This window comes from Arthrobacter sp. SO3 (assembly GCF_020532825.1).
In the GTDB taxonomy this organism is placed as follows: Bacteria; Actinomycetota; Actinomycetes; order Actinomycetales; family Micrococcaceae; genus Arthrobacter.
Genome location: NZ_MQTS01000187.1, coordinates 5,823 through 18,782, shown reverse-complemented (window position 1 = coordinate 18,782; position 12,960 = coordinate 5,823). Strand labels below are relative to the sequence as shown.

General features: G+C 67.2%; 12 protein-coding genes. 10 read left to right on the top strand and 2 right to left on the bottom strand.

Features of this window, described 5'->3' with window-relative positions:
• The first annotated feature begins 98 nt into the window (after positions 1–98).
• From BJQ90_RS17400 to BJQ90_RS17380, 5 genes are all read left to right on the top strand, one after another.
• Complete coding sequence (locus BJQ90_RS17400) at positions 99–1,190, top strand: ABC transporter permease (protein WP_226761466.1); 1,092 nt, start codon at positions 99–101, stop codon at positions 1,188–1,190.
• 2 nt (positions 1,191–1,192) lie between these two features.
• A complete protein-coding gene (locus BJQ90_RS17395) occupies positions 1,193–2,215 on the top strand; it encodes an ABC transporter permease (RefSeq protein ID WP_226761465.1) in 1,023 nt (340 codons plus the stop codon).
• The gene (locus BJQ90_RS17390) at positions 2,212–3,927 is read left to right on the top strand and encodes an ABC transporter ATP-binding protein (protein ID WP_226761464.1); all 1,716 of its coding nucleotides are present in this window, start codon (positions 2,212–2,214) and stop codon (positions 3,925–3,927) included. Before BJQ90_RS17395 ends, BJQ90_RS17390 begins: the two co-directional genes overlap by 4 nt.
• A gap of 150 nt (positions 3,928–4,077) precedes the next feature.
• Complete coding sequence (locus tag BJQ90_RS17385; RefSeq protein WP_226761463.1) at positions 4,078–4,539, top strand: chorismate mutase; 462 nt, start codon at positions 4,078–4,080, stop codon at positions 4,537–4,539.
• 2 nt (positions 4,540–4,541) lie between these two features.
• The gene (locus BJQ90_RS17380) at positions 4,542–5,585 is read left to right on the top strand and encodes a hypothetical protein (RefSeq protein WP_226761462.1); all 1,044 of its coding nucleotides are present in this window, start codon (positions 4,542–4,544) and stop codon (positions 5,583–5,585) included.
• Between the two features lie 28 nt (positions 5,586–5,613).
• Here BJQ90_RS17380 and BJQ90_RS17375 read toward each other — a convergent pair whose 3' ends face one another.
• On the bottom strand, positions 5,614–6,327 hold the full coding sequence (locus BJQ90_RS17375; RefSeq protein ID WP_226761461.1) for a DUF4166 domain-containing protein: 714 nt from the start codon (positions 6,325–6,327) through the stop codon (positions 5,614–5,616).
• 183 nt (positions 6,328–6,510) lie between these two features.
• On the opposite strand from BJQ90_RS17375, the gene mtrA reads away from it, so the two are divergent.
• The 3 genes from mtrA to BJQ90_RS17360 all read left to right on the top strand — a co-directional run bounded on the left by mtrA (position 6,511) and on the right by BJQ90_RS17360 (position 10,863).
• Positions 6,511–7,185 (top strand): MtrAB system response regulator MtrA, encoded by a 675-nt coding sequence (mtrA, locus tag BJQ90_RS17370; protein ID WP_226761460.1) that lies wholly within the window; start codon positions 6,511–6,513, stop codon positions 7,183–7,185.
• Between the two features lie 160 nt (positions 7,186–7,345).
• On the top strand, positions 7,346–9,145 hold the full coding sequence (mtrB, locus tag BJQ90_RS17365) for an MtrAB system histidine kinase MtrB (protein WP_413463710.1): 1,800 nt from the start codon (positions 7,346–7,348) through the stop codon (positions 9,143–9,145).
• Complete coding sequence (locus BJQ90_RS17360; RefSeq protein WP_226761459.1) at positions 9,142–10,863, top strand: LpqB family beta-propeller domain-containing protein; 1,722 nt, start codon at positions 9,142–9,144, stop codon at positions 10,861–10,863. The genes mtrB and BJQ90_RS17360 overlap by 4 nt, the downstream gene beginning before the upstream one ends.
• A gap of 37 nt (positions 10,864–10,900) precedes the next feature.
• Here the strand turns inward: BJQ90_RS17360 and map are convergent, their stop codons facing one another.
• Positions 10,901–11,665 carry a type I methionyl aminopeptidase gene (gene map, locus BJQ90_RS17355; RefSeq protein WP_226761458.1) on the bottom strand — a complete coding sequence of 255 codons (765 nt, stop codon included), beginning with the start codon at positions 11,663–11,665 and terminating at the stop codon, positions 10,901–10,903.
• A gap of 65 nt (positions 11,666–11,730) precedes the next feature.
• Here map and BJQ90_RS17350 point away from each other — a divergent pair, with 65 nt between their 5' ends.
• Together BJQ90_RS17350 and BJQ90_RS17345 are read left to right on the top strand one after the other, a co-directional pair.
• Positions 11,731–12,033 (top strand): helix-turn-helix domain-containing protein, encoded by a 303-nt coding sequence (locus BJQ90_RS17350; protein ID WP_226761457.1) that lies wholly within the window; start codon positions 11,731–11,733, stop codon positions 12,031–12,033.
• 74 nt (positions 12,034–12,107) lie between these two features.
• The coding region (locus tag BJQ90_RS17345) for a ComF family protein (RefSeq protein ID WP_226761456.1) at positions 12,108–12,960 on the top strand (853 nt) is incomplete at its 3' end.

Below are 12,960 nucleotides of genomic sequence, written 5' to 3'. Positions count from 1 at the left end.
CGGGGCGCCCTCGAGGCGCCCCGCCTTTGCTGGTCATTGACGCACCTTGCAGTTCACGGGGCCGGCCCATGGCCGCGAAAGCACAATTTTAGGTACCAATGACAACACTGATAGAGGCGCCGCCCAGCGACGCCGACGGACTTCTTCCGTCCAAGAAAAAATCCTCGGGCGGGGGACTGGGGACATACATCCTGGTCCGGTTCTTCCTGATCATTCCGACCATTTTCATTCTGGTGACCATGGTCTTCTTCCTGATGCGGGTCATCGGCGACCCCATCACTGCCGCCCAGGGCGGCAGGCTTCCCCCTGAAGCGCTGGCGCAGCGCATTCATGACGCCGGGTACGACCGCCCGATCCTGGTGCAGTACCTGGAATACGTCGGGCAGGTGGCGACCGGCAACTTCGGCACCACCATCACCGACCGCCGGCCCGTCGTCGAAATGCTCGCCACCTTCGGCGCAGCAACCCTTGAACTGGCCATCAACGCCCTGATCGTGGCGTTGATCGTCGGCATCCCGCTCGGCCTCATCGCAGCCTACAAGCGCGACAAGGTGCCGGACGCCGTCCTGCGGTTCTTCGCCATCCTCTGCTACGCCACCCCGGTGTTCTTCGCCGGCTTGCTGATGAAGCTGACCTTCTCGATCTGGCTGGGCTGGCTGCCCGTCGCAGGACGGGCCTCCACCCGGACCGAACTGGCCATGGGAACCCTGGCCGCGCCGACCGGGATCTACTGGCTTGATGCGCTCCGCAGCGGCAACATGGCCGCGTTCGGCGACGTCGCGGCCCATTCGGTCCTGCCGGCAGTGACCCTGGGCCTGCTGACTGCAGGGGTCTTCCTCCGGCTGGTGCGCACCAACGTCATCGGCACGCTGGGCAAGGATTACGTCGAGGCCGGCAGGTCCCGCGGCGTGAGCAACTTCCGGCTGGTGACCAAGCATGCCTACAAGCCCGCCCTCATCCCGATCATCACGGTCATGGGGCTCCAGATTGCCCTCCTGCTGGGCGGCGCCGTCCTCACGGAGACGACGTTTGAGTGGAAGGGCCTCGGCTACCAGCTCGTCCAATACCTGAACTCCCGCGACTTCGTCGCTGTCCAGGGCATCGTCGTGCTGCTGGCGGTCATCGTTGCCATCACGAACTTCATCGTGGATGTCGTCGCCGCCCTGATCGACCCGCGAGTGAGGTACTAGCCATGACTGCAACGACAACAAGCGGGCGCACGCAGCCCCTCATGTACCGCCTGCCGGTGATCTCGCACTTCCGCAAAAGCGTCGGGCTGCAGCGCGGCATGCTCGTCACCGGCCTGGTGCTGACCGTCGCCTTCCTGCTGACGACGGCGCTGGCTCCGCTGATCGCGCCCTACGGCTTTGCCCAGCTCAGCGATGCCTCCGGGACTTTCCCGGCACAGGCGCCCCCCAGCGCCACCCATCTCTGGGGTACCACTGTAGGCGGCTACGACGTCTTTTCCCGCGTGATCTGGGGAGCCCAGACGGCGGCGGTCGTGATCGTCGTCGCCGTGGCGATGTCGATCTTCCTCGGCGTCGCACTGGGCCTGCTCAGCGGCTACTTCGGCGGCTGGCTGGACCGGACGCTCGTGGTGATCGCCGACGCGATCTACGCTTTCCCCTCGCTCCTGCTGGCCATCGTGATGTCAATCGTCATCAACCACGGCCAGTCCAGTTTCTGGGGCGGGATTATTGCCTGTTCCATCTCCATCTCCGTGGTGTTCGTCCCGCAGTACTTCCGCGTGATCCGTGCCGAGACAATCCGGCTGAAGGCGGAGCCATACGTCGAAGCAGCCAAGGTGGTGGGTGCCTCCAGCATCCGCATCATGGGCCGCCACATCTTCAAGAACGCAACCCGCACGCTGCCGCTGATCTTCACGCTGAATGCCTCCGAGGCGATCCTGACCCTTGCCGGACTCGGCTTCCTGGGGTTCGGCATCGAACCGTCCTCCGCCGCCGAATGGGGTTTCGACCTCAACAAGGCCTTGGCTGACGCCTCCTCGGGCATCTGGTGGACCGGCGTCTTCCCCGGTACGGCGATCGTCCTGACCGTGCTGGGGCTGACATTGGTCGGCGAGAGCATGAACGATCTGAACGATCCACGGCTCAGGGGCCGCAAGAAGGCCGGGAGCAAAAAGGCTCCCGCCGCCGGCCCCGCCCCGACCGCCGGCGTGCAGGGCGCCCCTGAAGCAGAATCGAGCAGTTCATGAGCATCAACATCGGCTCCATTCCAGACCGTAAGGCCAGCGGCTCCGGCCCCGTTCTGGACATCGAGAACCTCAAGGTCACGTTCGCGACAGACGGCGGCGACGTCTTCGCCGTCAAGGACGTCAGCCTCGAAGTCAATCCCGGCGAGGTTGTCGCCATCGTCGGCGAATCGGGATCCGGCAAGACCGTGACGGCAAAGACCATCCTGGGCCTCCTGCCGGAAACGGCAACCAGCCAGGGCGCCGTCCTGATCAACGGCAACAACGTCATCAGCGTCAGTGCGGCCAAGCTGCGGCAGATCCGCGGCCGCGACGTCGCCATGGTGTTCCAGGAACCGTCCACGGCACTCAACCCGGTCTATACCGTGGGCTGGCAGATTGCCGAAGGCATCCGGGCTCATGTCGACGCCGGCAGCGGCAAGAAGATCTCAGCCAAGGATGCCAAGGCCCGCGCCATCGATGCCCTCCGGAAGGTCGGCATCCCGGACCCGGAAACGCGGGTCAACTACTACCCGCACCAGTTCTCGGGCGGCCAGAAGCAGCGCGTCGTCATTGCCGCCGCGCTGGCCCTGAACCCCGGTCTGATCGTGGCCGACGAGCCCACAACCGCCCTGGACGTCACTGTCCAGGCGGAAATCCTGGAGCTGCTGCGCGACCTGCGCGACAAGTACGGGACGTCCATCGTGCTGATCACGCACAATATGGGCGTTGTCGCCGACCTCGCCGACCGCGTGGTGGTCATGTACCAGGGCGACGTCGTGGAGGAGGCTTCCGCCCGGGTGCTGTTCGCCCATCCCCGGGAGGACTACACCAAGAAGCTCCTGGCCGCCGTCCCGCACCTGGGCCGCAATTCCGCCTCCGAAGGCATGACCGAACGCGCCCACCAGGGCGGGAAGGTGCTGGTCGAGGCAAAGAACCTGACCATCGAGTATCCGGGACGGCTGGGCAGTCCGGCCTTCAAGGCCGTCGACGGCGTCAGCTTCACGGTGTCCGAAGGCGAAGTTTTCGGCCTGGTGGGGGAGTCGGGTTCCGGCAAGACCACCATCGGCCGCGCGATCGCCGGGCTCAACCGGACCACGGGCGGCAGTCTTAAGGTGCTGGGCTACGAAATGCTGAATTTCAAGGAGCGCACCTTCAAGCCGCTCCGCAAGGAGATTGGCTTCGTCTTCCAGGACCCCGCGGCGTCCTTCAACCCTCAGTTGACCATCGGCGACTGCGTCGCCGAGCCCCTCGTCATCCACGGCAACCCCACCCCGGCTGAGGCGCGCCAGCGCGTGCGCGAGCTGCTCGAGTCAGTGCAGCTGCCGGCGTCGTACGCTGACAGGTTCCCGCACGAACTTTCCGGCGGCCAGCGGCAGCGCGCCTCCCTGGCGCGGGCGCTCATCCTTAACCCGAAGCTGCTCATCGCTGATGAGCCGACGTCGGCGCTGGATGTTTCCGTGCAGGCCGTGGTGCTGGAGCTCTTCAAGGAGATCCAGCGGGAGTTCGGGTTCGCGGCGCTGTTCATCAGCCATGACCTCGCCGTGGTGGACATCCTTTCGACCTGGGTCGGCGTGCTCTACAAGGGCAAGATGGTGGAACAGGGGCTCGGGAACCAGGTGATGGGCAACCCGCAGCACAGCTACACGAAGAAACTCATCGCGTCACTGCCGGTACCGGACCCGGACGAGCAGGCCCGACGCCGCGAGGCCTTCCGCGAGGTACTCCACAGCTGACCGTTCTCGGCGCACACCAAGGGACATGCCCACCGTTCAGTTGGAACGGTGGGCATGTCCCTTGGTGCGTCCGAAGCCGGCGGTGCGGAGGCCCCGCCGGCAGCGCTTAACAGCAGAAGTCATTAGCGCCGGTGCCCCTAGACTGGGTCAATGACCGAGCAGAACCATACTCATCCCGACGCCGATTCCTTTGACCCCGGGGCCAGCTCGCTGGCCGGTCAGGTGGATCCCGCGGTGATGGCGGAGCTGTTGTCGATCCGCTCCAGTATCGACAACATCGATGCCACCCTTGTCTACCTTCTCGCCGAGCGGTTCAAGGCGACCCAGAAGGTTGGATTCCTGAAGGCAACCCACAAGCTTCCTGCCGGTGACCCTGGCCGGGAGACGGCCCAGATCGCGCGGCTGCGCAGGCTCGCCGCCGAGGCCCACCTGGATCCGGCCTTCGCTGAGAAGTTCCTGAACTTCATCATCGGCGAAGTCATCCGGCACCACGAAGCCATAGCCGAGGACCACGAGGCGGCGCTGGCCGCCGATACCCAGGCTGCAGATTCCGCCCTGACCGCCGGCCAGGTGCCCGGCCCCGCGGGCCCGGCCGTCTCCGCCCCCGCTTAGCCGTGGCCACATCACAGGCGGCCGGGCCCGAAGAAGTCACCGCCACTGCCCTGGGCACCTGGCCCGGCGAGGACCCGGTCGAGGCTGCACGCATTATCCGCGGCGAGCTCGGCACCCCGCACCTGCCCTTCCTTGCCGAGCTGCCGGACCGGGGCGTCGGCTCCGACGCGCTCGGCCGGACAGCGTCCCTGCTCGTGGACCTTTCCGTGGACGTGCAGCCCTATGGCTGGCGGATCGTCGACCGGCCAGGCAAGGACTTTCGGCGCGCACGTTCAGCCCTGTCCACCGACATCAACATCCTCGCCGACGTGATCGGCGCCGAGGACACCCCGGCGCAGGACATCAAGATCCAGCTCCGTGGTCCGCTCAGCCTCGCCGCGGGCCTTCACCTGCACAACGGCGAGCGGGCCCTGATCGACCATGGAGCCCGCCGGGACCTTGCGGCCTCGCTGGCGGCCGGCGCCGGCAGCTACCTCAGCCGGGTGGCTTCCGCGGCCCCGGGTGCCCGGATCGTGGTCCAGATCGACGAGCCAGAGATCGCCTCGGTGCTGGCCGGCACCATTCCCACCTCCAGCGGCTACCGGACCCTTCGCTCCGTGCCGGGCAGGGAAGCCACCGAGGCCTGGCAGCTGGTCATCGATGCCCTCCGCGTGGCCGGCGCCGTCGAGGTGGTGATCCGCGTCCCGGAAGTCGAGGCGCCGTTCGACCGCATCCTGGCCGCCGGGGCGGACGGGATCGCCGTTCCCCTGCGCGCCCTCACATCCCGCCAATGGGAACAGCTCGCCGGCGCGGTGGAGTCAGGCAAACGGCTGTGGGCCGGAGCGCTCGACGTCTCCAACCCCGCAGCGGAGCTGCCCCGCGTTGCCGATGTCGTGGAAACGCTCTGGCGGCCGTGGCGCCAGCTGGGCCTGACGGCCCCGACTCTCGGCGGGTTGCGGGTCACGCCGTCGGACGGGCTGGCCAGGCATTCGCCGTCGTCCGCGACGGCGGTATTGACCCGGCTGACCCAGGTGGCAGACGGCCTCAACCAGCTCGCGCTCGGCTAGCGCCGGTCAGCACGGATCAGCGCTGCCGTCAGCTGCGGGCTTCCCAGCGGTCCGGTCTGGCGTGGTCCGGAAGGTAGCCCGGGGCCGCCACTCCGCCGGGGTACGGTTCCAGCCGGTAGTCGAAGTGCCCGGCGTAGACCAGGACCAGTCCGAGTTGCGGCTGGATCACCTTCACCTGGATCCGGTGCTTTCCGGCCGGGCCTTCCTCGGGCGCCCACCACTGTTCGGCGTAGGCCTTGGCATCAAGGGCTGCCGGCAGGGGAATCCGCAGCGGTCCGAGGAACAGCCTCGATGCCTCCGAGACCCCGCGCAGCCGGCCGCCGGCGGTGACGCTGAGATTGAGGTCCGTAACGAGCCGCCGGTACCGCCCGACGTAATCGAGCAGTCCGCGCCGGCTGCCGGCATCATCGAAGCTCGTGGTGTCGTGGAACAACCGGGTGGTGCCCGGGAAGAAGATCTCGCGCCGGGCGGTGAGGCTGGAACGGCCGAACGGGTCCAGATGGGCGTGGTTCTCAATCCGGAACCGGATGCCCTCCCCGTATTCCGGGAAGAAAGCCTGCTCGCCGGTGGCGAGGCGCAGCAGCGGACGGAGCCACTCCTGCCGGCAGCCAACGACCTCAAACACCCCCTCGCCGACGCCGTAGTGGCCGGAGCCGGGAGCGAGGGAAAAGTACTCCTGCAGTTCCGGCTGCAGCCGGGCAAAGTCAGTGCCGAGGGCAAGCTGGTAGATCGGGGTGCTCACAGAATCCTCCTGGGATGCCGGACCTGTTGACGGGTTCCTGTCCACAGCATGCGGGAAGGACGCGGCTTTGTCACACCGACCGGCCGGCCAGCGAAGCCTCGATGTGCCGCCCGGGCGCCGGCGGCGCCATGCCGGGGCACTGCTGAATACGACAAAGCCATTGCAATAAGGGAATATATACATATGAAGGCACGCATTCTGGTAGTGGACGATGACGAGGCGCTGGCCGAGATGATCGGTATTGTGCTGCGCAATGACGGGTTCGAACCCGTTTTCTGCGCTGACGGCGGGCAGGCGCTGGACGTCTTCCGCTCCGCCAAACCGGACCTCGTGCTGCTGGACCTTATGCTTCCGGGCATAGACGGCATTGAGGTGTGCCGCCAGATCCGGGCCGAGTCCGACGTGCCCATCGTGATGCTCACCGCCAAGGCGGACACCTCGGACGTGGTCCGCGGACTTGAGTCCGGGGCCGACGACTACGTCCCCAAGCCCTTCAAACCGGCCGAACTCGTCGCCCGGGTCCGGGCCCGGCTCCGGCCCGGCGACCAGAAGGCGCCCGAGACGCTGCGCATTGCGGACGTCACAATCGACGTTGCAGGACACCTCGTCAGCCGCGGCACCGAACGCATTTCGCTGACACCGCTGGAATTCGATCTGCTGGTCGCCCTGGCACGCAAGCCGTGGCAGGTCTTTACCCGGGAACTCCTGCTGGAACAGGTCTGGGGCTACCGGCACGCCGCGGACACGCGGCTCGTCAACGTCCACGTCCAGCGGCTGAGGTCAAAGATCGAACGTGACCCGGAAGCCCCCGAAGTCGTATTGACGGTCCGTGGTGTCGGCTACAAAGCAGGTTCCTGAGCCGCCGGACGGCCGCCCGGGAGCCGGTCCGGTGAGCCCCCCGCTGGATCGGGGCGCGCCGGAGCAGGCGGTCCCCGGCCCCGGGCTCCCGGACAGTCCTGCCGCCCTGTGGCACACCCTCCGGTTCCGCACCCGGATCTGGGTGAAACGCGCCCGGATCGTGGGCGTACGGGTGGCGAGGCTGGTCAGCATCGGCGCCTCCCGCCTGCTCCCGGGCATCCGTTACCTCCTCCGCTCAGTGCACCGCAAATGGCGGCGGTCGCTGCAGTTCCGGACCGTGCTGACGACCTTGATGCTCGCCATCTCGTCCTTCGCCGTCGTTGGCGCGTACCTGTCCAACCAGATTGCCAACAACCTGTTCCAGGAACGGCTCGTCCAGGCCGAATCGGAGACGCGGTACAACGTCAAGCAGGTCCAGGACACATTCGACGGCGCCCAGGTCACCGACCAGTCCAGCGTCATTACCCTCGTCTACGACACCCTGAACGCCGTCGAGGGACGCGGCTCCGTGATCCAGCGGCGCTACGTTTTCGAAGCAATGCCGGAACAGACCAAACCCCGCAACCGCTGGGTGGAATCGCGGGCATCGGACCAGCTCACCATCAGCGTCATTCCCCCTGAGCTGCGCAAGGCCGTACAGGATTCCGGCAAGGAGCAATTCTGGGCATCCACGGAGTTCCCCGTGGGCACAGAAGACCGGCCCGGGATTGCCGTCGGCAACAAGGTCACCTTCAACGGCACGGTCTACGAGCTGTACCTGATCTACGACCTCAACACGGCGCAAAAGACCCTCGATGAGATCCAGAACGTGCTGCTGGCCGGCGGCGCAGTGCTGGCGCTCCTGATTGGTGCCGTGGCCTGGTACGTGACCCGGAATGTCGTGAGCCCGGTGAGCCATGCCGCGCTCGTCTCCGAGAAGCTCGCCGCGGGGCAGCTGCAGGAACGCATGGTGGTCAAGGGGGAGGACGAGGTAGCCCGGCTCGGGGCTTCCTTCAACCACATGGCCGCCAGCCTCCAGGAGCAGATCACCCAGCTCGCCACACTGTCCCAGATGCAGCAGCGCTTCGTTTCCGACGTCTCTCACGAATTGCGCACCCCGCTCACCACCGTGCGGATGGCTGCGGAAGTCCTCTACGACGCGCGCGAAGACTTCGACCCCATCAACAAGCGCTCCGCGGAGTTGCTCTACAACCAGGTGGAGCGGTTCCAGTCCCTCCTCGCCGACCTGCTGGAGATCTCCCGCTTCGACGCGGGCGTGGCCACGCTCGACGCCGAACCGGGCGACATCGTGCAGCTCGTTTCGCACGTGATGGAGGGCGTGGCCCCGGTGGCCGCCGAGTACGGCTCCCAGGTCACCCTCAACGCGCCCGCGGGCAGCATTATCGTGGACATGGATGACCGCCGCATTGACCGGATCCTGCGCAACCTCGTCCTGAACGCCCTCGAACACGGCGAGGGCCGCCCGGTGAATATTTCCGTGGCCGCCAACGACCATGCAGTGGCAGTCGCCGTCCGGGACCACGGCATCGGCATGGCCCCGGCGGAAGCAGCACGCGTGTTCGACCGGTTCTGGCGCGCCGATCCGGCCCGGGCACGCACGACGGGAGGCAGCGGCCTCGGACTTTCCATCGCTGCCGAGGACACGAAACTCCACAACGGCTGGCTCCAGGCGTGGGGAAGGAAAGGCAGCGGAGCCAACTTCCGACTCACCCTCCCGCTGCGCCAAGGCGAGACCATCACCAAATCTCCCCTCCAGCTGGAGCCGGTCGACGTCGGACTGCACGGCGCGGCTGGCCAACGGACCATGCTGCTGCTGGACCCCACACCGGCGCCCCGCGCCGGCGGCGGGAACCGGGCTGCCGGAAGCGGGCCCGACGACGGGCCGCGCGTCCCAGGTCCGGCCGATGCCGGAGCCACATCCCCCGGAACAGCGGGAACCGGAACGAAGGAGCGGTCATGAGCAGTGCCTCAAGGATGGCCAGCCGCGCGGGGGCCGCGCTGCTGGCGGTGCTGCTGGTCCTGCTGACGTCGTGCGCCCAGATCCCGCGCTCGGGCCCGGTGGGAAAGAGCACGGATGAGAGCGCCGGGAACCCCAAGAATGCCCCCGTGTTCTTCCCGTCCGCGCCCCGTGAGGGCGCCGGGCCCGAAGCCGTGATCGAGGACTTCTATCTCGCCGGCAGCGGCTACGAGGACGATTACGCAGTGGCACGCCAATACCTGACACAGGCCTCATCCGTAACCTGGAAGCCGGACCAGCGGGTGCTGGTCTTCCGCGCCGCACGGGTGGTGCCGACCGGCGTCGAAAACGTCTTCAACTACGAACTGGACGTTTCCTACTCCGTCGATGTGGACGGGGTTGCGACCCGGCTGCCGGAGGGAACCAAGGAGAACATCCCCGCCACACTGACCCAGGTGGATGGTCAGTGGCGCATTGCGGAACTCCCGGACGGCACGGCGATCCCGGAAGAGACATTCAAGGTCATCTACGGCGCCTACCCCATTTACTTCTATGACCCGACGTTTACCTACGCGGTGCCCGACATCCGCTGGTTTATCAAGAAGAAGACCGTCAAGGCCATGACCAGCGCCCTCCTCGGCGGTCCGGCCCCGTATCTCAAGGGCGCCGTCGTCAGTGCCTTTCCCTCCGGCATCAAGCTGGCCCGCGAATCGGTCCCGGTCGTCTCCGGCGCCGCGCAGGTCGACCTCACGGCGAAGGAGCTCGTGGAGGCCTCCAACGAGGACCGGCTGCGGATGCAGACCCAGCTGGCCCTCACCTTCCGCAGCCAGCCCGACGTCATCAACGTGGAGCTCCGGGCCAACCAGGACCTGGTGCGGGTGGACGACAACGGCTCGGTCCTCCCGCCGATCCGGGACAAGAGTGTTCCGGCCCGGCAGATCGCCGTGAGCAACAACGACCTGGTCCGGTATGAGAACAACAGGGTCTCGCCGCTTCCCGACATCCAGCCCGTCTCCGCCCTGGCGCCCCGCGCCCCGGCGGAATCTCCCGTCTCGCAGGCCGCGGCCTTCCTCAACGCCGGCCGCGGAACGTTGTACTCTGTCGTGCCCGGCCAGCCCGCCCGGGCGCTGACCACGCGCTCCACCCTGACCCGCCCGTCCTTCGACCGGTACGACTGGGTCTGGTCGGCGGGGCCAGGGGCCAACGGCGCCACGGAAATGATCGCCTACCGGCCTGTCGGCGTGGCCGAAGGGGCCAGCGTCCCCGCCGTGACCCTGGCGCCGGCCTGGCTTGCCGGCCGGTCCGTCAAGGAGTTCCGGGTCTCACGCGAGGGTACCCGTGCACTCATTCTCACGGAGCAGAACGGCAAGACCAAGGTCCAGGTGGCGGGCATCATCCGGGCAGCGGATGGCACGCCCAAGGACCTCACCGTGCCGATGACGCTGCTGGCGTCGAACGATCCCGACCAGGGCGTGTGGGTGGACGACACTACCGTCGCGGTGATGAAAGGCGCATCGAGCGAATCCGTGACTCCCGAACTGCTGTCCCTGACCTCGTCCGCGCCGCAGCAGCTCGCGCCGTGGCCGGGGCTGACCGCGCTCAGCGCGGGCAACGGCGCGGAGGAAATCTATGCCCAGTCCGCGGAAGGGATCTTCCAGCGACTCGGGAGCGGCTGGTCCCCGCAGCTCAAGGGGCCGATCGATCCTTCCTTCCCGGGCTAGCGTCCCGAGGGCCGTCGCTCCGCCATGGAGGTGGAGGTCAGAGCGTGAGGATGACGGGTCCGTCGTCCGTGATGGCTACGGTGTGCTCGCTGTGCGCGGTACGGGTTCCTGTCGCACTTCGAAGTGTCCATCCGTCCGGGTCGGTGACCAGGTCGGCGGTGTCCGCCATGACCCACGGTTCGATTGCCAGGAGCAGCCCAGGGCGGAGCCGGTACCCCCGGCCTGGACGGCCCGTGTTGGGGATGTGGGGATCCTGATGCATCGTCGACCCGACGCCGTGCCCGCCGAACTCGGTGTTGATGGGGTAGCCGGCAGTTGCAAGGACGGATCCGATTGCGTGGGAGATGTCCCCGATACGCGCTCCGGGGTTGGCGGCCGCGATTCCGGCTTCGAGCGCCCGTTGAGTCGTCTCGATCATCAGGGAGTCCGACGGGTTTCTTGATACTCCGACGATGAAGCTGACGGCGGCATCGGTGACGATCCCGTGGAGGGACGCCGCCAGGTCAAGGGTGAGGAGATCGCCATTCTCGAGGGCGTAGTCGTGAGGCATTCCGTGCAGCACGGCATCGTTGACTGATGTGCAGATGAAGTGTCCGAAAGGCCCGCGGCCGAACGAGGGAGCGTAATCGACGTAGCAGGAGTGAGCGCCCGCTTCGGCAATCATCTCACCGGCCCACTGGTTGATCTCCAAGAGGTTTGTGCCGACGCTGACCCGGTCTTGCAGGCTCTGCAGAACTGTGGCGATGAACCTTCCGCTCACCTTCGCTCGCTGTAGTTCAGTTGGGCTGAATATTTCGATCACTCGGTGGCCCTCTCACTATCCAATAAATATACCGGTAATACTATACCGGTACTATAGTTGGAAGCATGGTCAGACTCCCACTCACTCCCGCCGAGGTCGAACGAGGACACCGTTTGGGCGCACTTGTGCGTCGAGCGAGGACAGATCGCTCCATGTTCGAGGTGGCGGTGGCCGCGGGCATCTCGCCGGAGACTCTTCGGAAGATCGAAACAGGCCGTGTGGCCACTCCCGCGTTCTCCACGATCGCGGCGATCGCGGGCGTGCTCGGCCTCTCCCTTGACGATGTTTGGTCCTCAATCAACCCGCCGATGCAGGCCTCCAGCCGCGGACGCGGATCGGACGAGCGGCCCGACCGTCTGGCGTCCTAGGTTCCCGGCAAGCCTTGTCCACATAGCGCCCCAGGGGCCTACCGCGGCACGCCGCGGGGGCGGAGCCTTGGCTGGTGAGGACCTCCAGAGAACTCCTTGACCCCGACCTGGCCCCAGCGGCGCCAACTGCGGCGCGACACCGCGGTGGTTACCACCGGCCGCTGGCGCGGCTGGCAGACAGGACCGCCGCCGCCGCCGAAGAAGTGGTGGCACTCGCCGCGCCGGTGGACTGCGTCTGCTGCGGGGCTGAGGACCTGGCGCTCTGTGTCGGCTGCGAGCGGCAGGTCCGGCTACTGATGAACAAACCGTTCAGGGCCGAAGCCCAGGCCCCGGCCCTGATGGACGTGAACGGCTCCCTGCTCCTTCCCGTCGTGGCAGCCGGTGCCTACCGAGCGGAGTTGGCGCAGGCAGTGCTGTCCTTCAAGAGGCACGGCCAGGGTCAGCTCGCGCAGGTGCTGTCGAAGGGCCTGGCCGGTGCCATCGGAGCCGCTGTCGGGGACTCCCAAGGGCTGCTCCTTGTGCCGGTACCCACCAGCAGCAGCGCCTACCGGAAGCGCGGCTTCAGCCCGGTCCATGTACTGCTCGGCAGGCTCGCACGCCCCCGGGCGCCGGGACTTGGCCGGAGCCCCGGCTTCTCTACCGTAAACGCCCTGCGGAAGACGGGTCCGCGGACCGCTATCAGGACATCCCGGCAAGCCGCGGCCGGACATAGTCTCCCCCCGCGTCCCGGAGGAGCCGGCGGACAAAAGGGCCTGGGGCGCGGCGACCGCGCGCAGCGCGTGCGGGGATCCATGCGGGTCCGCCGCGGGATTTTTGCTCCGGAGGTGAACGGACAGCCGTGCCTCATCATTGACGACGTCCTCACCACAGGGGCCACGCTCGCCGAGGCGGCCCGGGCGCTGGGTGCGGCCGGAGCGCTGGTGAGGG